At 68.4% G+C, this 22,068-nt stretch carries 24 protein-coding genes; 16 read left to right on the top strand and 8 right to left on the bottom strand.

What is annotated here, in order from left to right:
- Positions 1-8: 8 nt before the first annotated feature.
- Together MAY35_RS19950 and MAY35_RS19945 are read left to right on the top strand one after the other, a co-directional pair.
- Positions 9-383: a nitroreductase family deazaflavin-dependent oxidoreductase gene (locus MAY35_RS19950; RefSeq protein WP_238423024.1), complete on the top strand. Its 375-nt coding sequence runs from the start codon at positions 9-11 to the stop codon at positions 381-383.
- 4 nt (positions 384-387) lie between these two features.
- On the top strand, positions 388-1,218 hold the full coding sequence (locus tag MAY35_RS19945; protein ID WP_238423023.1) for a dienelactone hydrolase family protein: 831 nt from the start codon (positions 388-390) through the stop codon (positions 1,216-1,218).
- 12 nt (positions 1,219-1,230) lie between these two features.
- Here MAY35_RS19945 and purE read toward each other — a convergent pair whose 3' ends face one another.
- Together purE and MAY35_RS19935 are read right to left on the bottom strand one after the other, a co-directional pair.
- A complete protein-coding gene (gene purE, locus MAY35_RS19940) occupies positions 1,231-1,743 on the bottom strand; it encodes a 5-(carboxyamino)imidazole ribonucleotide mutase (RefSeq protein ID WP_238423022.1) in 513 nt (170 codons plus the stop codon).
- Complete coding sequence (locus MAY35_RS19935; RefSeq protein ID WP_238423021.1) at positions 1,740-3,041, bottom strand: 5-(carboxyamino)imidazole ribonucleotide synthase; 1,302 nt, start codon at positions 3,039-3,041, stop codon at positions 1,740-1,742. Before MAY35_RS19935 ends, purE begins: the two co-directional genes overlap by 4 nt.
- A gap of 78 nt (positions 3,042-3,119) precedes the next feature.
- Here MAY35_RS19935 and MAY35_RS19930 point away from each other — a divergent pair, with 78 nt between their 5' ends.
- Positions 3,120-3,680 (top strand): GtrA family protein, encoded by a 561-nt coding sequence (locus MAY35_RS19930; protein ID WP_238423020.1) that lies wholly within the window; start codon positions 3,120-3,122, stop codon positions 3,678-3,680.
- On the opposite strand, the gene MAY35_RS19925 is transcribed toward MAY35_RS19930, so the two are convergent.
- The 3 genes from MAY35_RS19925 to MAY35_RS19915 are packed head-to-tail and all read right to left on the bottom strand — an operon-like array spanning position 3,652 to position 6,331.
- Positions 3,652-5,094, bottom strand: a complete 1,443-nt coding sequence (locus MAY35_RS19925; protein ID WP_238423019.1) for a HAMP domain-containing sensor histidine kinase — start codon at positions 5,092-5,094, stop codon at positions 3,652-3,654. The genes MAY35_RS19930 and MAY35_RS19925 overlap by 29 nt on opposite strands.
- A gap of 5 nt (positions 5,095-5,099) precedes the next feature.
- A complete protein-coding gene (locus MAY35_RS19920; protein WP_238423018.1) occupies positions 5,100-5,774 on the bottom strand; it encodes a response regulator transcription factor in 675 nt (224 codons plus the stop codon).
- Entirely contained in the window at positions 5,771-6,331 is a 561-nt protein-coding gene (locus MAY35_RS19915) for a PH domain-containing protein (RefSeq protein ID WP_374237986.1), read from the bottom strand. The genes MAY35_RS19920 and MAY35_RS19915 overlap by 4 nt, the downstream gene beginning before the upstream one ends.
- Before the next feature lie 197 nt (positions 6,332-6,528).
- Between MAY35_RS19915 and MAY35_RS19910 the strand changes: the two genes are divergently transcribed.
- Positions 6,529-7,155 carry a hypothetical protein gene (locus tag MAY35_RS19910; RefSeq protein ID WP_238423016.1) on the top strand — a complete coding sequence of 209 codons (627 nt, stop codon included), beginning with the start codon at positions 6,529-6,531 and terminating at the stop codon, positions 7,153-7,155.
- Here the strand turns inward: MAY35_RS19910 and MAY35_RS19905 are convergent, their stop codons facing one another.
- Positions 7,156-7,947: a biotin--[acetyl-CoA-carboxylase] ligase gene (locus MAY35_RS19905; protein WP_238423015.1), complete on the bottom strand. Its 792-nt coding sequence runs from the start codon at positions 7,945-7,947 to the stop codon at positions 7,156-7,158.
- Between the two features lie 158 nt (positions 7,948-8,105).
- On the opposite strand from MAY35_RS19905, the gene MAY35_RS19900 reads away from it, so the two are divergent.
- From MAY35_RS19900 to MAY35_RS19890, 3 genes are read left to right on the top strand one after another with little or no spacing between them, the layout of a single operon-like run.
- Positions 8,106-9,734: an acyl-CoA carboxylase subunit beta gene (locus MAY35_RS19900; protein ID WP_055475049.1), complete on the top strand. Its 1,629-nt coding sequence runs from the start codon at positions 8,106-8,108 to the stop codon at positions 9,732-9,734.
- Positions 9,735-9,784: 50 nt separating this feature from the next.
- The gene (locus MAY35_RS19895) at positions 9,785-10,003 is read left to right on the top strand and encodes an acyl-CoA carboxylase subunit epsilon (RefSeq protein ID WP_238423039.1); all 219 of its coding nucleotides are present in this window, start codon (positions 9,785-9,787) and stop codon (positions 10,001-10,003) included.
- A 2-nt stretch (positions 10,004-10,005) separates the two neighbouring features.
- On the top strand, positions 10,006-10,674 hold the full coding sequence (locus MAY35_RS19890) for a nucleoside triphosphate pyrophosphatase (protein ID WP_238423014.1): 669 nt from the start codon (positions 10,006-10,008) through the stop codon (positions 10,672-10,674).
- A gap of 134 nt (positions 10,675-10,808) precedes the next feature.
- Here MAY35_RS19890 and MAY35_RS19885 read toward each other — a convergent pair whose 3' ends face one another.
- Positions 10,809-11,795, bottom strand: coding sequence for a metalloprotease (locus MAY35_RS19885; protein ID WP_238423013.1), 987 nt, complete (start codon positions 11,793-11,795; stop codon positions 10,809-10,811).
- 197 nt (positions 11,796-11,992) lie between these two features.
- On the opposite strand from MAY35_RS19885, the gene MAY35_RS19880 reads away from it, so the two are divergent.
- The 8 genes from MAY35_RS19880 (at position 11,993) to MAY35_RS19845 (ending at position 19,399) form a co-directional block, all read left to right on the top strand.
- Positions 11,993-12,889: a sulfurtransferase gene (locus MAY35_RS19880; protein ID WP_238423012.1), complete on the top strand. Its 897-nt coding sequence runs from the start codon at positions 11,993-11,995 to the stop codon at positions 12,887-12,889.
- Between the two features lie 13 nt (positions 12,890-12,902).
- A complete protein-coding gene (locus MAY35_RS19875; protein WP_238423011.1) occupies positions 12,903-13,355 on the top strand; it encodes a SufE family protein in 453 nt (150 codons plus the stop codon).
- Entirely contained in the window at positions 13,352-14,941 is a 1,590-nt protein-coding gene (locus MAY35_RS19870; RefSeq protein ID WP_238423010.1) for a condensation domain-containing protein, read from the top strand. Before MAY35_RS19875 ends, MAY35_RS19870 begins: the two co-directional genes overlap by 4 nt.
- 209 nt (positions 14,942-15,150) lie before the next feature.
- Positions 15,151-16,950, top strand: coding sequence for an acetyl/propionyl/methylcrotonyl-CoA carboxylase subunit alpha (locus tag MAY35_RS19865; protein WP_238423009.1), 1,800 nt, complete (start codon positions 15,151-15,153; stop codon positions 16,948-16,950).
- 68 nt (positions 16,951-17,018) lie between these two features.
- A complete protein-coding gene (locus tag MAY35_RS19860) occupies positions 17,019-17,393 on the top strand; it encodes a helix-turn-helix domain-containing protein (protein ID WP_238423008.1) in 375 nt (124 codons plus the stop codon).
- Between the two features lie 102 nt (positions 17,394-17,495).
- Entirely contained in the window at positions 17,496-18,734 is a 1,239-nt protein-coding gene (locus MAY35_RS19855) for an inorganic phosphate transporter (RefSeq protein ID WP_238423007.1), read from the top strand.
- Positions 18,735-18,771: 37 nt separating this feature from the next.
- The gene (locus tag MAY35_RS19850) at positions 18,772-19,053 is read left to right on the top strand and encodes a hypothetical protein (RefSeq protein ID WP_238423006.1); all 282 of its coding nucleotides are present in this window, start codon (positions 18,772-18,774) and stop codon (positions 19,051-19,053) included.
- Positions 19,054-19,060: 7 nt separating this feature from the next.
- Positions 19,061-19,399: a DUF3349 domain-containing protein gene (locus MAY35_RS19845; protein WP_238423005.1), complete on the top strand. Its 339-nt coding sequence runs from the start codon at positions 19,061-19,063 to the stop codon at positions 19,397-19,399.
- A 54-nt stretch (positions 19,400-19,453) separates the two neighbouring features.
- Here MAY35_RS19845 and MAY35_RS19840 read toward each other — a convergent pair whose 3' ends face one another.
- Positions 19,454-20,209: an alpha/beta hydrolase gene (locus MAY35_RS19840; RefSeq protein WP_238423004.1), complete on the bottom strand. Its 756-nt coding sequence runs from the start codon at positions 20,207-20,209 to the stop codon at positions 19,454-19,456.
- 215 nt (positions 20,210-20,424) lie between these two features.
- On the opposite strand from MAY35_RS19840, the gene MAY35_RS19835 reads away from it, so the two are divergent.
- Complete coding sequence (locus tag MAY35_RS19835) at positions 20,425-22,056, top strand: HNH endonuclease signature motif containing protein (protein WP_238423003.1); 1,632 nt, start codon at positions 20,425-20,427, stop codon at positions 22,054-22,056.
- Positions 22,057-22,068: the final 12 nt, after the last annotated feature.

Here is a 22,068-nt window from a genome sequence, read left to right as displayed (position 1 = left end):
GTGGGGACATGCGAATCCCCCGCGCGGTCGCCCGATTCAACAAGGTCGTCACCAACCCGATCCAACGTCTGTGGGCACCCCGTCTGGCGCCGTACGCGCTGGTCGAGCACGTCGGGCGCAAGTCGGGCACGTTGTACCGGATCCCGGTGCTCGCGTGGGTCGACGGCGACCGACTGACGATCATCCTCACCTACGGCCGGGACACCGACTGGGTCCGAAACGTGCAGGCGGCCGGCGACTTCGGCCTGATCCGCAAGAACCGGCACTACCGCGTCACCGGCCCCCGGGTGGTGCCGTCGGACTCCCCCGATCTCGCGTCCGGTGCACGAATCCCAGGGCGGTTCTTCGACTCCGCGCTCCTCGGCACGCTCAGCAGGGCCTGAACCGATGGCCGACGACCCGCTCGACGATTTCGACGCCGAAGACGTCACCCTGTGCGGCGACACCCGCCGGGTCCACCGCAAGGGCACGGGCCCGGCAGTCATCGTCATCGCCGAGATGCCCGGCATCAGCCCCAAGGTCGCCGATGTCGCCCGCCGGATCGCGGCCACCGGCGCGACCGCGGTGATGCCGTCGCTGTTCGGTGTCGACGGTCGCGACCCACGACCGGACAACCTCGGTGCGGTGGCCTCGGCGACCCACATGTTGAGCACCATCACCAAGGCCTGCATCAGCCGCGAGTTCACCATCCTCGCGACGGGCAAGACGTCTCCGGTCGCATCGTGGTTACGTGCGCTGGCGGCCCGCGAACACGACCGGTGCGGCGGGCCGGGGGTGGGCGCGGTCGGGATGTGTTTCACCGGCGGATTCGCGCTGGCGATGGCGACCGACGAGCGGATGCTCGCCCCGGTGCTGTCCCAGCCGTCGCTACCGTTCGCGGTGCTGCCCGGACGAGCCCGCGCCATCGACGTGAGCGGTCCCGATCTCGCGCTGGTACAGGCGCGCTGCGCCCGCGGGCTCGAGGTGATGGGGTTGCGTTTCGCCGGCGACCGACTCGTCCCCGGCTCCCGGTTCGACTATCTGCGCGAGGTTCTCGGCGACGCATTCATCGGTGTCGAACTCCCCGACGAGTCAGGCAACCCGGATTCGATGCTCCCCCAACCCCATTCGGTCCTGACCGAGGATCTGATCGATGAACCGGGACAACCCACCCGCGACGCCTACGACCGCGTGTTGCGGTTCCTCGCCGACAAGCTCGACCTCCGACGGCCGGATTGACCCGCCAGAGACCTACTCGCCCAACAGCTCCTGCTGGAGCGCGGTGTCCTTGTCGAGCACCATCTGCTCGAGACCCTTCTGGAACTCGACCATGCGGTCCCGCAGGGTGGCATCCGACGACGCGAGGATCCGCACCGCGAGCAGACCCGCGTTGCGGGCCCCGCCGACGGAGACGGTCGCGACCGGAACGCCTGCGGGCATCTGCACGATCGAGAGCAGTGAGTCGAGACCGTCGAGGTGGCGCAACGGAACCGGCACGCCGATGACGGGCAGTGGCGTGGCCGAGGCGACCATCCCCGGAAGATGCGCGGCCCCACCGGCTCCCGCGATGATCACCTCGATGCCGTGACCGGCGGCGCCGGCGGCATAGTCGAGCATGCGTTGCGGTGTGCGGTGCGCCGACACCACTCCGACCTGGAACGGCACGTCGAACTCGGCGAGCGCCTCCGCGGCGGCCTTCATCGTCGGCCAGTCCGAATCACTGCCCATGATCAAACCCACACGCGGGCCGTGCATCTCACTCATGAATGTTCATCCCATCCGTCGGTCCACGTCGCCTGCGACATCCACTGGGCCGCGCGCTCGGCACGTTCGCGCACCGACTCGGGCGAATCCCCTTCACGGCTGACGATGTTCACGTGTCCGATCTTGCGATCGGGCCGTTCACCCTTGCCGTACAGGTGCACCTTCGCCTCCGGCATCCGCGCCATGAGGTGGTGCAGCCGCTCGTCCATCGACATCTCCGGCGCCTGCTCGGCGCCGAGGATGTTGGCCATCACCGTGAGCGGTGCGCTGGCGGCGGTGCTGCCCAGCGGGTAGTCGAGGACCGCGCGCAGGTGTTGCTCGAACTGCGAGGTCACCGCTCCGTCCATGGTCCAGTGCCCACTGTTGTGCGGGCGCATCGCGAGTTCGTTGACGACGAGTTCGCCGTCGACGGTCTCGAACAACTCCATGGCCATCACCCCGACCACCCCGAGCTCGTCGGCCAGCCGCAACGCCATCTGCTGGGCCTGCTGCGCGACCTCGGTGTCCAGCCCGGGCGCAGGCGCCAGGACGACGGCGCACTGCCCGTTGCGCTGGATGGTCTCGACCACCGGCCACGCCCCGCCCTGACCGAACGGCGACCGCGCGATCATCGCCGAGAGCTCGCGGCGCATCGGCACCTTCTGCTCGGCGAGCAGGGCGGGCGCGTCATCGGGATAGGCGTCGAAGACCGCGAGTGCGTCGTCGGCGCCGTCGACCAGCCACACCCCACGGCCGTCGTATCCGCCGCGGACGGCCTTGATGACGACGTCCCAGCCGTTGGCCTCACCGAACTCGACCAGACGCGAGCGCGCCGCGACGCGATCCCCCGACAGGTCGGCGAAATCGGGCACCGGGAGACCCAGCTCGGCCAGGCGCTGCCGCATCGCGAGCTTGTCCTGGGCGAAGTGCAGGGCCTTCGAGGGCGGGAGGACAGAGACACCCTCGGCCTCGAGCGCCTGCAGGTGATGCAGCGGCACACCCTCGTGATCGAAGGTCACGGCGACGGAGCCGGCCGCGGCGCGACGCAGGTCGTCGAGGTCGTCGTGCGAACCGAGCACCGCGTCGGCGCTGACCTGTGCGGCGGGATCGGACTCCGAGGAGGCCAGGACCCGCAGGCACTGGCCGAGGGCGATCGATGCCTGATGGGTCATCCGCGCAAGCTGGCCGCCACCGATCATGGTGACCGTCGGCATGCCCGACGACCGGCTGCCCGCGCGTCCCGTCTCGGGTACCGGCGGCACCTGTGACGTCGGCGACACGGCGCCGCCGACCTGCTCGCGTGGATTCACGCGCACCATCGTGGCACGTGCCCCGAGTCATTCGCACGTCCCGCCCGGGAAGTGCGTTCGCCGGAGGGTTTCGTACACTCGGATCTTGTGCCATTGATCGACGAGATGATCGCCCGCCTCCCCGCGCCGGTCCGTCGGCTCGTCATGCGGCACCACGAACTCATCAAATTCGCGATGGTCGGCGGCACCACGTTCGTCTTCGACCTCGCGATCTTCTACAGCCTGAGCCTCACGGTCCTGGAGCCGAAGCCGGTGATCGCCAAGATCATCTCCGGTGTGCTGGCCACGATCCTGAGCTACATCCTCAACCGCGAGTGGGCCTTCAAGAACCGCGGCGGACGCGAACGCCATCACGAGGCGATGCTGTTCTTCGGGATCAGTGGGATCGGGGTCATCCTCCAGGCCGCCCCGCTGTTCGTCGCCAACAACGTCTTCGACATGCGCTCGAACCTGACCGTCTCCGAGGTCGTGATCATCGACTTCGTGCTCGGTTTCATCATCGGCAACCTGCTGCAGATGGCCTTCCGGTTCTGGGCCCTGCGCAAGTTCGCGTTCCCCGAAGAGCAGTTGCGCGGCGGCGACGCCGGTTCGACCGACCTCCATCCCTCGCTCCTCGAACTCAACGATGAGGAACTCGGCCACGCCTGACGTCGGCACTGCCCGATTCGCCCCTGTCATCCCCGGCCCTGCCGTCCCCGATCCTGCCGTCCCCGATCCTGCCGTCCCCGATGTCGTCGACGAGTTCCGTGTCACCGCCGTCGCTGCCCAGGAGGGCACGACCGTTGACGAGGCGGGCGGGCACGACGATCGCGAAGACCGGCGGGCGACGGTCGGTGAGTTCGAGCCGGCCGCCGTCGGATTCGATCAGCGCCCGCGCCAGGGACAGACCGACGCCGCTGCGACCGGCACCGGGCCGACGCCCGGCCGAGAATCCGCGACGGAAGATGTGCGCGGCGATCTCGTCGGCGACACCTTCACCCTCGTCGGCGACGGTGATCCGCACGAGGTCGCCCGCGGGCAGTGTGCCCACGTGGATGCGGCAGGTCCCGCGTCCGTGCTGCAGGGCGTTGTCGACCAGCACGCTGACCGCTTCGCGCAACCGCCCCGGTTTGGACGTCAGCGCGTGCGGTGCACCGTCGAAGGTGACGACCAGCTCGCGACCCCGGGCCTCGAACGCATGCCGGAAGTCGCCGACCAGCGTGGTGAGCATCTCCGTCACGTCGATGAACTCCGGTGCCGGCTCGTCGGCGCGTGAGGCGGCGACGAGTTCGTCGAGTTCGGTCGACAGGCGCTCGACCTGATCGAGTGCGGCCTCGGCCTCGGTGACGACGGCGGGATCGTCGTGCAGGGCCAGCTCCTCGAGCCGTAGATGAATGGCGGTGAGGCGGCTCCGGAGCTGGTGCGACGCGTCGCCGGCGACCTCGCGCTCACGCTCGAGGCGCAGCGCGAGTTCGGTGTTCGCGTCCGCGAGAGCCCGCGAAACCCGGTCGAGCTCGGCGATGCCGTACATCTTCCACTTCGTGCGGAAGTCGCCGCGGCCCATGGTCGCGGCCCGGTCGGCGAGGTCGGTCAGCGGATCGACGATACGGCCGGCGGTCACCGCGGCCACCAGTGTCCCGCCGAGGATCGAGGCGACGACGATCGTGGCGACGATCGACGCGGCGGTGAACTGGTCGTTGCGCACCTCGTCGCTCGGGATGGACAGTGTCAGCGAACCGGCGGCGCCCAGCGCGATCGACTCGGAGAACTGCGGTCCGCCGATCTCGGCCCCGACGACGGTGCGCTGTTGGGTGCCGCTGAGGTCGGGAAAGGAGACGGTGAGGCGACCGTTGGGTGGCAGCAACAACTCGAATGCCTCGCGATCGAGGGCATCCGGCGGCATCCGGCCGTCGTCGCCTTCCTGGCGGATGAGCTGGTCGGCGATCACCTTGAGCCGGGTGTCGAGGTCCTGGTGGGCGTTGTCGGCTACCCACCACCAGGCGACGACGCTGAGCGGGATACCGAGGAGACCGCCGACGGCCAGCAGGACGGCGGTCATCGTGGTCAGCAGGCGACGGCGCATCGCCGCTAGGGATCGAACCGGAAGCCGACACCCCGCACGGTGACGATGTGCCGGGGCCGGTCGTGGCGGTCGTCGCCGATCTTGCGACGCAGCCACGAGATGTGCATGTCGAGGGTCTTCGACGACCGCAGGTCGGCCGATCCCCAGACCTCGGTCAGGATCTCCTCGCGGGAGACGACCTCGCCGGCCCGCTCCATGAGGAAGCGCAGGAGGTCGAACTCCCGGTTCGCGAGGGTGATGTCGGTGCCGTCGACGAGCACCCGGCGCGCCCGCGCGTCCAGACGCAGCGAGCCGCCTTCGAGCACGACGTCGCCGGGTTGGCGGCGGCGGAGCAGCGCCCGCACGCGGGCCAGCAACTCGGCCAGGCGGAACGGCTTGCCGACGTAGTCGTCGGCTCCGGCATCGAGCCCGACGACGAAGTCCACCTCGTCGGTACGCGCCGTGAGCATCAGGACCGCGAGTGCCGGACGCTGGGCACGGACCCGGCGGCACACCTCCAACCCGTCGAGAACCGGGAGGCCCAGGTCGAGGATGAGCAGCTCATATCTGCTGTCCAACGCCTTCTCGAGGGCGTCGGCGCCGGTGGTGACGACCTCGCAGCCATACCCCTCGCGTGACAGGGCCCGCGCCAGCGGCTCGGCGATCGCGGCGTCGTCCTCGGCGAGCAGGACCGTGGTCATCGGCCCTCGCGGTGATCGAAGGGAACCTCCCGGTGACGGTCCTGGTCAACGTCCTCGTCCCCGTGGATGTCGAGGACCTCGTGGTAGAGCATTGCGTGCACCTTCTCCACTTGTGGGATGTCGTCGAAGGACAGCGGCTCGTCGGAGGCGGACTCGATCACCAGGGTTCCGGTCCGCAGCATCCGGTCGATGGGGCCGTGCCGGAACTCGACGGTGTTGATCCGGCGGATCGGGATGTCGATACCCGAGCGCGTGAGAATGCCGTTGCGGAACATGACCCTGCGGTCGGTGAGCACGAAATGGGTTGTCTTCCACGCCATCAACGGCCGGAGAAAGTACCAGCAGAAGCCGATGGCCCACACCACGCCGACCGCGACGAGGAGAACGGTCCGCGGCGTGGAGTCGAGCGAGGACGACGAGATGACCCCGGCCAGCACACCCGCGGCGGCGGTGACGATGCCGAACAGCAGGAACGGCCCGAGCAGACACTTCCAGTGGGGATGGCGATGGAGCACCACACGTTCGCCCTGTGCCAGATTCTCCCGCGGGTAGGCCATGCGGCCCAGCATAATCTGCGGCGGCCGGAGCCGGGCCGACCCGCGTGAACGCGCCGCACCGAGACCCTCGGATCGCGTCGCGCCCCTGAGTAGACTGCCAACCACAGGACCGACCGCCGTCCTTGCGAGTGAGCACGCCAGGGCCCCACATCAGATCCGACCAGCAGATCCGCTGACCGGTCGGCGAGGAGAACGCCATGAGCTACCAGGATCCCCGCGACCCGCGGACCGCACGCTACGAGTCCGGTTACACCCCCGAGTCACGCGCCTACAGCAGCCAGAACGACCCCTATGCCAGGGATCCCTACGCGGCAGACCCGTACGCGGGGCAGGGCGTCCACGGGCAGGGCGGCTACGACCAGGGCGGTTACGACCAGGGCCGGCAGGCGTCGAAGCCCCGGCGCGGTCCCGACGTCAACCCCGTCACCTTCGCGGGCGGCGTCGTGATGACCGGTGTCGTCGCCGGGCTCGCCGCCTGGCTGGTCGCCTGGATCATCGCGGCGTTCGTCGAGAAGGTGAACGAATCGGGCAAGTTCGGCGTGTGGAACCCGGTCGCGGCCAGCGAGATCTGGTTCGGCGTCGTCGGGTTCCTGTGCGCGCTGGCGGCCGGCGCGCTCTGGTACGTGCTGCAGCTGATCACGCCGGCACCCAACCAGTTCTACCGGTGGATCGTGGGGTTGTTGCTGGTGGCGGCGGTGCTGATCCCGATCCTCACCTATCAGCAGATCTCCGTCGGCATCGAGACCGCGATCCTGCACCTCGTCATCGGCCTGCCTCCGTTGACGATCATCCCCGCGATGGGGTCGAAGAGCCTGCAGCATTAGTCACTCCGGCCGCAGATGCGTCACGTCACCCGCGGCGGCGACCACCTGACGCCCGTCCGCGTCGACGATGATGCGGCCGGACCGGTCGACCCCGGTGGCCGTGCCCACGAGCTCCTTGTCGCCCGGCAGCACGAGGCGCACACGCCGTCCGATGGTGTCGCTGTCCTCCCGATAACGCGCGGCGAGACCGTCCAGGTCGTGGGGCCAGAGGTCGAGCAGTTCCGAGAGTGCCCGTAGGTAGGACGCCGCGAGGTCGGTGAGCGGCACCTCCCGCCCGGCGACGATCCGCAGAGACGTCGCCGTGGGCACCGGCAGCTGTTCCTGGGTCATCGTCGTGTTGAGGCCGGTGCCGATGACGGCGATCCCGCCGGGTCCGGCGGAGGTGTGGTCGCTGCGTGTGTACTCCGACAGGATCCCGGCGACCTTCTTGCCGTCGACGAGGACGTCGTTGGGCCATTTGAGGGTCGGATGCAGCCCGATCGCCTCGTCGACGCCCCGGACCGCGGCGAGGCCGGCCAGCAAGGACAACCACCCGAGATCCTCGGTGTGCTCGCCGACGTCGATCGCCGCCGACATGGCGAGCTGGGTGCCCGCGGGCGCCGTCCATGTCCGCGCGTGGCGTCCGCGTCCCGCCGTCTGGTCGGTGGTGATGCGGACGGTTCCCGCGACGGCTGCGTCGGCGGCACGGGACACCAGGTCGGCATTGGTGGAGCCGGTGGCGTCGACCACCTCGATCCGGTGCCACCGGGTGTCGGCGAGTCGGGTGCGGAGCAGATCGGCGTCGAGGCTCATGGACAACGAACCTACTGTCCGGCTCGGTGGAACGGTCGGGTACCGCGTGTTTCGACGAGCCGCGGTCGGCGCACCGACCGATCGCTCGGAAACCTGAGGGATATCTCACGTTGATCCGGTTGACGTGGCTCACACCCGGGTAGTTAGCATCGTCAGTCATGACCACTGCTTCACGCGACGACGCCGCCGCCCCCGACATCCACACCACGGCGGGAAAGCTCGCCGATCTGCGTAATCGTCTCGAGGAGACGAAGCACCCGGTGGGTGAGGCCGCCGTCGAGAAGACGCATGCGAAGGGCAAGCTGACCGCCCGCGAGCGGATCACCCATCTTCTGGACGAGGGCTCGTTCGTCGAACTCGACGCTCTCGCCCGGCACCGCAGCACCAACTTCGGTCTCGCCGAGCGCCGCCCGCTCGGCGACGGCGTCGTCTCGGGTTACGGCACGATCGACGGCCGTGAGGTCTGCGTCTTCTCGCAGGATTCCACCGTCTTCGGCGGCAGCCTCGGCGAGGTCTACGGCGAGAAGATCGTCAAGGTCATGGATCTCGCGATCAAGACCGGCCGCCCGCTGATCGGCATCAACGACGGCGCAGGCGCCCGAATCCAGGAGGGCGTGGTCTCCCTGGGTCTGTACGGCGAGATCTTCCACCGCAACGTGCGCGCCTCCGGCGTCATCCCGCAGATCTCGCTGATCATGGGCGCCGCGGCCGGCGGTCACGTGTACTCCCCCGCGCTCACCGACTTCGTGGTCATGGTCGACCAGACCAGCCAGATGTTCATCACCGGTCCCGACGTCATCAAGACGGTCACCGGTGAAGAGGTGACGATGGAGGAGCTCGGCGGTGCGCACACGCACATGTCGAAGTCGGGGACCGCGCACTACGTCGCCTCCGACGAGGAGGATGCCCTCGAGTACGTCAAGGAGCTGCTCAGCTACCTGCCGAGCAACAACCGCGCCGACGCGCCGCGTCTGCCGGTCGCGCAGCCGGCCGCCGGTTCCATCGAGGACACCCTCACCGAAGAAGACCTCGAGCTCGACACGCTGATCCCGGATTCGCCGAACCAGCCGTACGACATGCACGAGGTGATCCGCCGCATCCTCGACGACGACGAGTTCCTCGAGGTCCAGGCCGAGTACGCGACCAACATCATCATCGGCTACGGACGCGTGGACGGCCGTAGCGTCGGCATCGTCGCCAACCAGCCCACCCAGTTCGCGGGCTGCCTCGACATCGACGCCTCGGAGAAGGCCGCGCGGTTCGTCCGCACCTGCGACGCCTTCAACATCCCGATCGTCACCCTGGTCGACGTCCCCGGCTTCCTGCCCGGCACCGACCAGGAGTACCGCGGCATCATCCGCCGCGGCGCCAAGCTGCTCTACGCCTACGGCGAGGCGACGGTCGGCAAGATCACCGTCATCACCCGCAAGGCCTACGGCGGCGCCTACGACGTCATGGGTTCCAAGCACATGGGTGCCGACGTGAACCTGGCGTGGCCGACCGCCCAGATCGCGGTCATGGGCGCCTCGGGCGCGGTCGGGTTCGTCTACCGCAGCCAGCTCAAGGACGCCGCCGCCAAGGGTGAGGACGTCGACGCCCTGCGCCTGCAGCTGCAGGAGGAGTACGAGGACACCCTCGTCAACCCGTACGTGGCCGCCGCACGCGGATACGTCGACGCGGTCATCCCGCCGAGCCACACCCGCGGACAGATCGCCACCGCGCTGAAGCTGCTGGAGCGCAAGATGGTCAATCTGCCGCCGAAGAAGCACGGGAACATCCCCCTGTGACAGTCGGCAGCGTGAACAGCGACACCGAGAACCCCGGAGGCGAGAACGCCGTGAGCGAAGAATCCACCACCTCGGAGCGTCCGTTCCTCAAGGTCGTCAACGGCAATCCCACCGACGAGGACATCGCCGTGCTGGTGAGTGTCCTCGCCGGCGCGGGGTCGGGCGGCGGCGACGCCGAGCCGACGACGCGCAACGACTGGGGTCGGCCGATCGACCGGTTGCGTCCGCAATGGGGCGGGCCGGGTAGCTTCACCAACCTGCGCTACTGACGGTGGCGACCACTCCCGGGATCGGGCCGGAACCCACCGGCCCGATCTTCGTGCTCGGCTCCGCCTCCCCCGCGCGTCTGCGAATCCTGCGCTCCGCCGGGGTGGAACCCGTCGTTCGGGTCTCCGAGGTCGACGAGGACGCGCTTCTGGATCGGCTACCCGCCTCGACCCCGCCGGAGGTCGTCGTGGCCGAGCTGGCCCGGGCCAAGGCCGAAGCGGTCGCAGCACTACCCGAGATCGCCGACGCGGCCACGGGCGGTCGAGCCGTGGTCATCATCGGTTGTGACTCGATGCTCCACCTCGACGACCGCCTTCTCGGCAAACCGCACACCCCCGAACGGGCGGCTGACCAATGGACACAGATGCGGGGCCGCAGCGCCCGGTTGCTGACCGGCCACCACCTGATCCGGCTCGACCGTCCCGCCACCGCAGGCGGGACCGGTTCGACGACCATCCATTTCGCCGACGCCGACGACGACGTGGTCGCACGCTACGTCGCGAGCGGTGAGCCGTTGCAGGTCGCGGGCGCCTTCACCCTCGACGGCCTCGGCGGCTGGCTGGTCGAGCGCATCGAAGGCGATCCGTCCTCGGTGATCGGCATCGGCCTGCCGCTGGTCCGCACCCTGCTGCAGGAGGTCGGGCTCTCGGTGGCCGAGTTCTGGACCCACTGAGCCCAACCCCGTTCAACCGCTCCCTGAGCCCAGCCCTGCTCAACCGTTCCCTGAGCCCGGCCCTGCTCAACCACTCCCTGAGCCCGGCCTGCTCAACCGCTCCCTGAGGTGCGAGCGGAGCGAGCCTCGAAGGGTCACTCCACCTCGAAGAACTCCGGCCAGTACCGGTCGATGCAGTCCACGGGTTGTCCCTGCCGGTTGAACTGCGGTCCGGTGAGACCGACGGTCAGCGCGGTGGCCCGTTCGCGGATCGATCCGTGCCCCATGGCGCCGCCGGTGTCCCCGATGATCGGCAGCAGACTGGCGACCTGCAGGATCTCCTTGGCCCCGAGTGCGTCTCGCTGGTAAGCCGTGGCTCCCCAGTTGGCGGCGAGGCAATCCGCGATCAGTTCGCTGTTCTTGCCCTTCGGGAGTCGGCTGTCGGGGATGTCGAACTGTTCGGCCATCCGGAACACGACGTTGTGGCCGTACTCGTGGGCGACGACGATCGCGGCGGTGAAGTCACCGACGATGGGCGACGGCACGCCGAAGACGTTGCCGTCCCAGATGGCGGCAAAGGTGTCCACCGGCAGCACAACGCTGCCCTCGGTCGGGGTCCCGTCTCCGTTCGGCTCGGTGTCCACCCCGCAGAAGAACGCATTGGCTTCGTCGGACGGGATCGGAACCGGGTCGGAATCCTCGTCACCCACAACGCATTCGGTGGAGAAGGACTTTCCGGATTCGATCAGCACGCGACCCGGGGCGGGGTCGGACCAGCCGAGTTCGTCGAACCACCCACCCCAGGTCTGGTCGAGGTCGTCGAGCAGCGTGGTCAGGTAGGCGGGAACCGCGGTGTCGACGTTGCTCGGGGTCACTCCGCTCGTCGTCAGGTCCGTTGTGGGCGTCGGAAGCGCGGGGCAGTCGTCGGGCCGGCACCGTGACGGGTCGGCGTCGTCCGGCGTCGCGGTGGTGCTCGCACTCGGGCTGGAACTCGCACTCGGGGTGGTCGACGGCGACGGTCGCTGTCCGGGACCCTGCTCATCGCCGGGGATCAAGGAACATCCGCTCGCGAACGCCAGGGTGACCACGGCGGCCACGGCGACCGCCCAGCGCACCGGGCGGGGACCACGTCGATCGATCATTCCGGGAATCTAGCAGCCAAACACCCCTGTCACCTGCGGTTTGTCGTCCGACTGAAGCACACCGGCAGCCCGGCGGGACGTCGTCGGCGCTCGGCACCGACGAGGACTCGGCGGTGATGCCCTACCCTTTATCAGCGAGGCCGGTGACGGTCCGAGTGAGACAGACGAGACGTCCGAACAGCGAGCTGGAGAGCACCGTGAGCGTTGAGACCGACCCGAATCCGGCTTTCGCCGAATACGCGCACCCCGAACGGCTGGTGACCACGCAGTGGCTGTCGGCGCATCTGGGCGCCAAGGGACTCAAGATCATCGAATCCGACGAGGACGTGCTGCTCTACGACATCGGCCACATCCCGACCGCCCAGAAGATCGACTGGCACCTGCATCTCAACGATCCGGTCACGCGCGACTACATCAACGGTGAGCAGTTCGCAGAGCTCATGCGCAGCAAGGGAATCGAGCGCGACGACACCGTCGTGATCTACGGCGACAAGAGCAACTGGTGGGCCGCCTACGCCCTGTGGGTGTTCACGCTGTTCGGTCATGAGGACGTCCGCCTGCTCGACGGCGGTCGGGACGCGTGGATGGCCGAGGATCGGGACACCTCATTCGACGTCCCGGATTACCCGCGGTCGGACTACCCGGTCGTCGAGCGCGACGACAGCAAGATCCGCGCATTCGCACCCCAGGTTCTCGAGGCCCTCGGCACCCAACCCCTCGTCGACGTCCGCTCGCCGCAGGAGTACACCGGCGAGCGCACGCACATGCCCGATTATCCGGAGGAAGGTGCATTGCGGGGCGGACACATCCCCACCGCGATCTCCATCCCGTGGGCCAAATCCGCTGCGCCGGACGGTCGTTTCCGCAGCCGGGCGGAGCTCGACGAGATCTATGCCGGTCTCGACCCGCAGACCCCCACCATCGCGTACTGCCGTATCGGCGAACGGTCGAGCCACACCTGGTTCGTCCTGACCCACCTGCTGGGCCACGGCAGCGTGCGCAATTACGACGGTTCGTGGACCGAGTGGGGCAACGCGGTGCGCGTGCCGATCGCGGTCGGCGACGAGCCGGGCGACGCGCCCGGCGCCAAGTGAGCCTGCACGCACGATGAGCCTGCCTCCAGCCCTGGCCGAGATCGTCGACGACTTCGGCGCACTCGGCGACTCCGACAAGATCACCCTCCTGCTCGAGTTCGCCGGCGAATTGCCCGACCTGCCCGCGCATCTCGAGCAGGACGCGATGGAACCGGTACCCGAGTGCCAGTCGCCGGTCTTCCTGTCGGTCGACGCGACCGACCGGTCGTCGGTGCGCCTGTACTTCAGCGCGCCGCGCGAGGCTCCGACGACCCGGGGGTTCGCCGCGATCCTGCACCAGGGTCTCGACACCGCGTCCGCGCAGGAGATCCTCGACGTCCCGTCGGACTTCTACTACGACCTCGGTCTCGGCAGTGCCGTCAGCCCGCTCCGGCTGCGCGGCATGGCGGGCATGCTCGGCCGGATCAAGGCGCAGGTCCGCGCCCAGGCGCCCGACACCCAGGCATCCGACACCTCGGGAGCATGAAGTTCATCCAGATCCGCGACGAACCCATCGCCCCGGGCGGTCTCGTCGAGTGGACTCCGTATGTCGCCGGGGGGCTGGGCAACTGGGATCTCGACCCTCGGTTGACCTCCCACAACCACGAGCAGCACCTCCGGTCGGCGTTCGACTACCGGCTCCGCACCCGGCGTGAAGGTGGACGGGAGTCGTGGCTCGGCCTGAGCATCGAGTTCGACGAGCCCCTGTCGATCCCGGCGATCCGTTCGGTGCTGACCCAGTGGATCGATCGTCATGAGGTGCTCCGCAGTCACGTCGTCATCAAGGGCACGGGTCTGCAGCGGCTGACGACCGCGCCGGGCACCGTGAAACTGAAGATGGGTCGGATCGGGTGGTTCGCCCAGTCCGGTCCGCTCGTCGAGCAGCTGGCCGGCTCCTTCGACCGCGCGACCGCACCACTGCACTGGCCCGCTTACCGCTTCGCGACGGTCGGGCGGGAGCGGTCCTTCACGCTGCTCTTCGCCGCCGATCATTCACTCGTGGACGGGTACTCGCTGATCATGGCGCAGCAGGAACTCGTCTCGATGTACCGCGCGGCGCGAGAGCATCGCAGCGCGAACCTGCCGGAGGTGGGCAGCTACGTCGACTTCAGCGCGGAGGAGAGACGCCAGGCCGATCAGACCGGCGGAGACCACCCGGCCGTTGGCGTGTGGTCGGACTTCCTCCGCACCGGTCGGGGTGGCATGCCCGGTCTGCTCGCACGGGACCCCGCCGACGACGATTCGTCCGTCCCGGTCCCTCAGGAATCCCCTGCTCCTCCGGAGCCCCCCGCTCCTCAGGAATCCCCCGCTCCTCAGGAATCACTGTGGGGCGTCATCGCCGACGACGAGACGGCGAACCGGTTCACCGCGGTGTGTTCGGAGGCGGGGGGAACGCTCACCGCAGGAGTGCTGGCCGCGTTCGCCGTCGTGCATCACCGGATGACCGGCGACCCGGAGTTCCGCTGTGTGCTGCCCCGTCACACGCGCAACGACGCACGGTGGCTGACCTCGCTCGGCTGGTTCGTCGGCGTCGCACCGTTCTGTCTCGACATGTCCGACTCCCCCACCTTCGACCAGGCGGTGGCACGGTCGACGGCCGTACTCAAGCGTGGCCGTCAGGGATCGTCGCTCCCGTTCCTGCGGGTGGCCGATCTCATCGGACACGAGGGCGGACCCAGGTTCGTGATCTCGTTCATCGACACCCGCTATGCCCCGGGTGCCGGCGCCGCCGACGCGGGCCGGGCGAAGGTCATCCGCAGCCACAGCTACTCCCCGCACGAGGTCTACATCTGGATCAACCGCACGCCGTCGGGTCTGCGGTATTCGGCGCGCTTCCCGCGCGAGTCCCCCGCGCACGATCTGGGGGTCGCCACCTCGGCGACCGACGTCCCTCCGACGGAGGTCGACACGGCACAACATGAGGGAAACGTCACATTTGGCGGCGCTCCGATCCATGCCGAGGACGGGTGGGACATCGACCCGCAGGTCGGTCCCGTGCACGCCTACCTGCACGATTTCGCCGAACTCGTCCGCAGCCTCGGTGACGCGAGCACATTCTCCGCGGCGATGTGACCCACGGCGCCACCGAACGATTGCTCGGTGGGCTAGGGTATTGCCCGGAAGGTTGCGACGCACGCCCCCGGGCGGTGTCGCACAGCGCCCGAACCGTCCGCATCCCGGCCGACGAAGGCGTCCCCCTGACTTGACCGTTGTCCGACAATCGTGTGCGCGCGCCACCCGCGTCGTGAGCACCTGAGTACGAGTAAGGCCCAGGAGAACAAGTGCCCAGTACCTCTGCGAACACACCGTCCGCAATCAGCAAGGTCCTCATCGCCAACCGCGGTGAAATCGCCGTCCGCGTGATCCGTGCCGCCCGGGATGCGGGCCTCACGAGCGTCGCCGTCTACGCCGAGCCCGACGCGAACGCACAGTTCGTCAAGCTCGCCGACGAGGCCTTCGCCCTGGGCGGCCAGACCTCGGCGGAGTCGTACCTGGTGTTCGACAAGATCCTCGACGCGGCCAAGAAGTCCGGCGCCGACGCGATCCACCCGGGCTACGGCTTCCTCTCCGAGAACGGCGACTTCGCGCAGGCGGTCATCGACGCCGGCCTGATCTGGATCGGACCGTCACCGCAGTCGATCCGCGACCTGGGCGACAAGGTCACCGCGCGCCACATCGCGCTCAAGGCCGACGCACCGATGGCCCCCGGCACCAAGGACCCGGTCAAGGACGCCGACGAGGTCGTCGCCTTCGCGAAGGAGCACGGCGTTCCGGTCGCCATCAAGGCGGCATTCGGCGGCGGCGGTCGCGGCATGAAGGTCGCGTACACCATCGAGGAGATCCCGCACCTGTTCGAGTCGGCCACCCGCGAGGCCGTCGCGGCCTTCGGCCGCGGCGAGTGCTTCGTGGAGCGCTACCTCGACAAGGCCCGGCACGTCGAGGCCCAGGTCATCGCCGACCAGCACGGCAACGTGATCGTCGCCGGCACGCGCGACTGCTCGCTGCAGCGTCGATTCCAGAAGCTCGTCGAGGAGGCCCCGGCGCCGTTCCTCACCACCGAGCAGCGCACCAAGATCCACGAGTCCGCCAAGGCGATCTGCCGCGAAGCCGGGTACTACGGCGCCGGCACGGTCGAGTTCCTGGTCGGCAGCGACGGCCTGGTCTCCTTCCTCGAGGTCAACACCCGCCTGCAGGTCGAGCACCCGGTCACCGAGGAGACCGCCGGCATCGACCTCGTGCGCCAGCAGTTCCGCATCGCCAACGGCGAGAAGCTGGAGATCTCCGAGGATCCCACCCCGCGCGGTCACTCCTTCGAGTTCCGCATCAACGGTGAGGACGCCGGCCGCAACTTCCTGCCCGCCCCCGGGCCCATCTCGGTGTACAAGGAGCCGACCGGCCCGGGCGTCCGCGTCGACTCCGGCGTCGTCGAGGGCGACGTCATCGGCGGCCAGTTCGACTCGATGCTGGCCAAGCTGATCGTCACCGGCGAGACCCGGGAGCAGGCTCTCGAGCGGTCGCGCCGCGCGCTCGCGGAGTTCCAGGTCGAGGGCCTGGCGACGGTCCTGCCGTTCCACCGGCACATCGTCTCGAACCCGGCCTTCATCGGCGACGGCGAGAAGTTCGACATCTACACCAAGTGGATCGAGACCGATTGGGACAACCCGATCGAGCCGTACACCGCCGGTGAGGCCATCGAAGAGGACGACGCGGCACCGCGTCAGAACGTCGTCGTCGAGGTCGGCGGCCGTCGTGTCGAGGTGTCGCTGCCCGGTGACCTCGCCCTCGGTGGCGGCGGCTCGGCCAACGGTGTCGTCCGCAAGAAGCCGAAGGCACGTTCGCGCAAGAAGGGTGGCGGCGCAGCAGCTTCCGGTGACGCCGTGGCCGCACCGATGCAGGGCACCGTCGTCAAGGTCGCCGTCGAGGAGGGCCAGGAGGTCGCTGCCGGCGATCTGGTCGTCGTCCTCGAGGCGATGAAGATGGAGAACCCGGTCACCGCGCACAAGGACGGCGTGGTCACGGGACTCACCATCGAGGCCGGCGCGGCCGTCACCCAGGGCACCGTGCTGCTCGAGCTGAAGTAACCCGTTCTGCCCCCGAGGTGCGAGGAGCGCAAGCGACGAGCCTCGACGGGCGGGCAGACAACACAACGATGCAACCAGTCGAGATCAACGCCGGGACGTGGTATCTGCGTGCGCTTCGTGCGGACGAGCGGATCACCGACGTCCCGGCGTTGTCTCATCTCGGGGTCACCGACCCGGCGGGGTACGTCAGCGCTGCCGAGGCCGGCTGGGAGACAGAGACGCGCTTCGTCTGGGCGATCTGTGTTCCGACGACGGGCGAGCTCATCGCGCTGATCGGGGTGACGCCGGCGGAGTCGACAGCCGACGCCCGACTCTGGGGACGGGCACGCGACGGCTACGACGAGGCCCTCGAGGCGGCCGTGGGTCCGGTGACCCGGTTCGCCGAAGGCGCGCTCGGAGTGGTTGTCGGCCATCCGATCTCGCCGGGCTTCGATGAACTCTAGATGAACAGATCGCGCCTCCCCGGCAAAGCACCAAGATGAAACGGGCATTCCCGACACTCGATGCTTAGGTGAATCGGCTGGTCAGGCCGCATGATTATCTCCATGACCGGAGAGATGCTGATTCTCGTGCTGCTGGTGATCACGGCACTCGGATTCGACTTCACCAACGGGTTTCACGACACCGGTAACGCGATGGCCACCTCGATCGCCACCGGGGCCCTCAAACCGAAGGTGGCCGTCGGCATCTCGGCCGTGCTCAACCTGGTCGGCGCATTCCTCTCGGTGGAGGTTGCCGCCACCATCACCAAGGACGTCCTGAACATCCAGCAGACATCCGGGGACGACAAGGGCGACATCGTCGCCGGTCTCACCCCGACGACCGCGCTGCTGATCATCTTCGCCGGCCTCATCGGCGGCATCCTGTGGAACCTCTTCACCTGGCTGTTCGGGCTGCCGTCGTCCTCGTCGCACGCCCTGTTCGGCGGGCTCATCGGTTCCGGCATCGCCGCGATCGGACTCTCCGGCATCAACTGGCACGGCGTGTTCTCGAAGATCATCGTGCCGGCGCTGTTCGCTCCGGTCATCGCGTGCATCGTGGCCGCGTGCGGAACCTGGATGATCTTCGCGATCACCCGGCGGATCGAGGAGAGCCGCAAGGAGGCCGGTTTCCGGTACGGCCAGATCGCCAGTGCGTCGCTGGTCTCGCTGGCACACGGCACCGGTGACGCGCAGAAGACCATGGGCGTCATCGCGATGGCACTGATCGTGACCGGCCACCTCGACGCATCGACGGTGAGCCACGGCCTGCCGTTCTGGGTGGTCTTCTCCTGCGCCGCGGCCATCGCGATCGGCACGTACCTCGGCGGCTGGCGCATCATCCGGACGCTGGGCAAGGGTCTGGTGGAGATCAGCTCACCCCAGGGCATGGCCGCCGAGGCGTCGTCCGCGGCAATCATTCTCACGTCGAGCGCTGCCGGCATGGCGCTGTCGACCACCCAGGTCGCCACCGGATCGATCCTCGGCTCGGGTGTCGGCAAGAAGGGCGCCCAGGTGCGCTGGTCGGTGGCCGCCCGGATGGCCGTCGCCTGGCTCACCACCCTGCCGGCGGCCGGCCTGGTCGGCGCCCTCTGCTATTACCTGGCGCATCTGCTGGGCGATGTCGCCGGCGCGATCGCCATCTTCGTCGTGCTGATCGCCGCGTCGGGCTACATGTACTGGCGTGCACAGCAGAACAAGATCGACTCGACCAACGTCAACGCCGAGTGGGACGAGTCGACGGGTTCGATCATCCCGGCGGATGGGGTCGAGCCCACCTCGTCGCCCAGCGCCCCCGTCGCCTGACGACCCCCGACGCATCCCGAAAGGACTTCGCACACCGATGGACATCGTCGAATCGATCACCAAGGTCTTGCTCGTGGGCCTACTCCTCGGCGCCGGGCTGCCCGCACTGTTCGCCGTCGGACTGCGGTGCCACGCGAAGGGATCGAGCGGAGTCGGCGCCGACGGCACCATCTCGACCGGGAACCCGGCGATGCGCGCGCTCGGTTACGCGATCTTTGCCGTCGTCGCGCTCGTGATCGTCACCGCCCTGCTGTGGATCACGCGTCAGACGATCTACTACTACCTCGACATCAAGATCTTCCCCTTCGGCTACAAGTAGGCGCTGAGTGGTCGAGCGCCTTCAGTTCTTGAAACGGGTGGTGGACTGGCTACGCGCCGGTTACCCCAACGGTGTGCCGCAGGAGGATTTCGTGCCGTTGTTCGCACTGTTGCGGCGGCAGTTGAGCGAGGAGGAGGCGCGCAGCGTTTCCGCCGACCTCATCAGCGAGCAGGGCAGCCGACCACCGCCCGTGGAGCCGATCTCGAAGATCGATGCCGCGGTGAAGATCACCGCGATCACCCAGGACCTCCCGCACGAGGACGACATCGACCGCGTCCGCCGGCATCTCGAGGCCTCGGGCTGGCCGTTCGACGACGAGCCGCTCCGTCCGGGCCCGCCGGACTGAGATCTGAGCCGCGGCTCAGAGCACAGACCGACCGGCCGGGACAGGAACGGCCTCTCAGCCGACGTCCGAGCCGAGATGGCGGGCGAAGAATCGGCCGGCATCCTCTCCCGCGAACTGTGGAACACCTGTGTGGCCACCCATGTTCGCGTGGAGCGTCTTCTCGGTGGATGCGAACGCGTCGAAAAGATCGAGTGCCATTGCCCGATCGTTCCCCTCGTCATCCCACTGGAGAAGAACATGCACCGGGATGGTGATCCGGCGCGCCTCTTCCATCGTCAAGCGCGGCACGTAACTGCCCGCGAAGAGCCCGGCTGCGGCGATCCGTGAGTCGATCGCGGCGAGGCGTGTGCCGACCGCGATCACGCCACCCGAGAATCCGACCTTCTCGCCGATCTCGGGGCGGTCGAGGACCTCGTCGAGAGCCAGCTGCCACTCGGGAACCGCCTGATCGACGAGGGGCAGTATCAGCCGGTCGATGACGTCCCCGCTCGGCCGACGGCCCGCGGTGATCGCACTGCGGAGGTCCGCCCGGGCCTGATCCGCACCGGGCAACGGTGTGCGGCCGCCCGCGCCGGGCGACTCGATCGAGACCGCGGCGAATCCGTGCGCCGCGGCGCCGAGCGCCCGCGCCAGCAGCCGGGGATACATCCGTCGAATGCCGAACCCGCCGGGCTGGCCGATGAGGATGAGTGGCACCGGCGTGGATGACGAGGCCTCCGGCGGCGTCCACAGGATGCCGGAGAAGTCGTCGAGGGTGAACTCGTGCTCGAGCACGCCGCCGTCGAGCATCTGTTCTGAAATGACGTGCATGGTCATGCCTTTCGGGAGTGCTGCACACGTGCGGCGCCCCCGGGCGATCTATCGCCCGACCGTGACTCCCGGGAGGGGCACCATCGTCAGTTCGTTCACGGGTACCACCTCCTCGTTCTCCTGCACGGACACTCGAGCTTACCTGCGTCGGCTGATCCACAGGGCAGAACCGGCCCACCCCTTGACTCGAACATACGTTCGAGTACACTGATGTCATGGCGCAGGGGGCGGGGGCCGATTTCCGGGGTTCGGTGGACTCGACACCGCACTCCGTCGAGCCACTCCTTCGTCCTGATGACGAGTTGTCGGCGTCGGAACTCATCGAGGTCCTCAATCACACCGCGGGCCTGGCAGCATCGACAGCGCACCGAATGATGACTGTTGCCAGCCTGATTCACGACGAACGGGAGATGGACTACGCGCAGCATCGTGCGGAGACCCACAGTGGCGAGCTGGATTCGATCGAGGCATTCGACGCACTGGCAGCACGAGTGGCCGCCGGCGAGAACCCTTATGAGCAGTTCGGACCGAACGGGCTGGAGCAGGCCATCGCCGAAGTCGGTGCCACGCTCACGGTGACGCCGGCCGAAGCTCGCGAGCTCATCATGGCGGGCGACGCGTTGCGCTACCGACTCGCCTTCACCGGGCACGCCCTCGCCTGCGGACGGATCGACAAGCGCCGGTTCACGATCGCCCTCAAGCGCACGGATCTGATCGTCGATCCAAATGAGATGCAGACCGTGGACGCGCATCTCGCCGAGGCGATCTTCGCACGCGCCCCGATGTCCACCACCCGTTTCACCGCCATGGTCGACGAAATCGTCGCGCGGTGGGCGCCCGACGCGGTGCGTCGACGCCGGGAACGAGTCGACACCGACCGCAACGTGGCCGTCACCCCCGACCGCTTCACACCCGGGCAGTCCCGGATCTCCGGCTCCCTACCCGTCGCCGACGCCGCCGAATTCGATGCCCGCCTGTCCGCGATGGCCGCTGCAGTGCACCCGGGCGATCCGCGCACCGTCGGACAGCGCCGCGCCGACGCCCTCAACGCCCTCGCTCGCAGCGAGGCCGTTCTTGCATGTCGGTGCGACGAGTGCGTCACTGCCACAATCGATGACACCGTCGCACAGGGCGACGACGCAACGACCGGGCCGGGCACCGAACAGCCGGCGGAGTCGACGCCTGCAGACAGCGACACCACCGTCGACACGCAGAACCCCGAGGCGCCCCGCGCAACGTTCCACATCGTGGTCAACCTGTCGACCCTGATCGGTCTCGACAACGCCCCCGCCTTCCTCGACCGGCACGGCATCGTCGACGCGCATACCGCGCGGACGCTGCTCGCCGAGGCCCGACGTACCTACATCCACCCGACGAACAACTCGCGATCGCACTCCCCCGCGGACTCGCGATATGCGCCATCGAGAAAGCTGCAGGCACTCGTCCGTGCCGGCGAACTGTGCTGTGTCTTCCCCGGCTGCAATGCGCCCGTGTGGCAGGTCGACCTCGATCACACCACGCCGTTCGACCACGCGAAACCCGCCGAGGGTGGGCCGACCACCGCACAGAACCTCAAGCCGCTGTGCCGTTTTCACCACCGGATCAAGACGTTCACCAGCTGGCAGGACCACACCGACGAGTTCCTGACCGCCTGGTTCACCACACCCACCGGCCATATGTTCGTCGGAAACGCCTACAACGGACGCGACCTGTTCAACCGCCTCGACCCCTACCGTCCCGCCGATCACCCGGCGCGGTCGAGGCTCGATGGGTTGCGACACAACGCCTCTCGCCGACAGCAACGCGCCGAGCGCCGCTGGAACGATGCCAACCCACCACCCTTCTAGCCGATCCGGGTG

The organism is Gordonia sp. 'Campus' (genome assembly GCF_022206305.1).
Classification (GTDB): Bacteria; Actinomycetota; Actinomycetes; order Mycobacteriales; family Mycobacteriaceae; genus Gordonia.
Note: the sequence above shows the minus strand (reverse complement) of the source record. Positions and strands in the feature narration are given on the sequence as shown.

Bases quoted from the DNA above. Each gene is read 5' to 3' on its own strand.
- MAY35_RS19950 (WP_238423024.1), top strand. From the start codon at position 9: ATGCGAATCCCCCGCGCGGTCGCCCGATTCAACAAGGTCGTCACCAAC.
- MAY35_RS19945 (WP_238423023.1), top strand. From the start codon at position 388: ATGGCCGACGACCCGCTCGACGATTTCGACGCCGAAGACGTCACCCTG.
- purE (WP_238423022.1), bottom strand. From the start codon at position 1,743: ATGAGTGAGATGCACGGCCCGCGTGTGGGTTTGATCATGGGCAGTGAT.
- MAY35_RS19935 (WP_238423021.1), bottom strand. From the start codon at position 3,041: ATGGTGCGCGTGAATCCACGCGAGCAGGTCGGCGGCGCCGTGTCGCCG.
- MAY35_RS19925 (WP_238423019.1), bottom strand. From the start codon at position 5,094: ATGCGCCGTCGCCTGCTGACCACGATGACCGCCGTCCTGCTGGCCGTC.
- MAY35_RS19920 (WP_238423018.1), bottom strand. From the start codon at position 5,774: ATGACCACGGTCCTGCTCGCCGAGGACGACGCCGCGATCGCCGAGCCG.
- MAY35_RS19915 (WP_374237986.1), bottom strand. From the start codon at position 6,331: ATGGCCTACCCGCGGGAGAATCTGGCACAGGGCGAACGTGTGGTGCTC.
- MAY35_RS19910 (WP_238423016.1), top strand. From the start codon at position 6,529: ATGAGCTACCAGGATCCCCGCGACCCGCGGACCGCACGCTACGAGTCC.
- MAY35_RS19905 (WP_238423015.1), bottom strand. From the start codon at position 7,947: ATGAGCCTCGACGCCGATCTGCTCCGCACCCGACTCGCCGACACCCGG.
- MAY35_RS19900 (WP_055475049.1), top strand. From the start codon at position 8,106: ATGACCACTGCTTCACGCGACGACGCCGCCGCCCCCGACATCCACACC.
- MAY35_RS19885 (WP_238423013.1), bottom strand. From the start codon at position 11,795: ATGATCGATCGACGTGGTCCCCGCCCGGTGCGCTGGGCGGTCGCCGTG.
- MAY35_RS19875 (WP_238423011.1), top strand. From the start codon at position 12,903: ATGAGCCTGCCTCCAGCCCTGGCCGAGATCGTCGACGACTTCGGCGCA.
- MAY35_RS19870 (WP_238423010.1), top strand. From the start codon at position 13,352: ATGAAGTTCATCCAGATCCGCGACGAACCCATCGCCCCGGGCGGTCTC.
- MAY35_RS19860 (WP_238423008.1), top strand. From the start codon at position 17,019: ATGCAACCAGTCGAGATCAACGCCGGGACGTGGTATCTGCGTGCGCTT.
- MAY35_RS19855 (WP_238423007.1), top strand. From the start codon at position 17,496: ATGACCGGAGAGATGCTGATTCTCGTGCTGCTGGTGATCACGGCACTC.
- MAY35_RS19850 (WP_238423006.1), top strand. From the start codon at position 18,772: ATGGACATCGTCGAATCGATCACCAAGGTCTTGCTCGTGGGCCTACTC.
- MAY35_RS19840 (WP_238423004.1), bottom strand. From the start codon at position 20,209: ATGCACGTCATTTCAGAACAGATGCTCGACGGCGGCGTGCTCGAGCAC.
- MAY35_RS19835 (WP_238423003.1), top strand. From the start codon at position 20,425: ATGGCGCAGGGGGCGGGGGCCGATTTCCGGGGTTCGGTGGACTCGACA.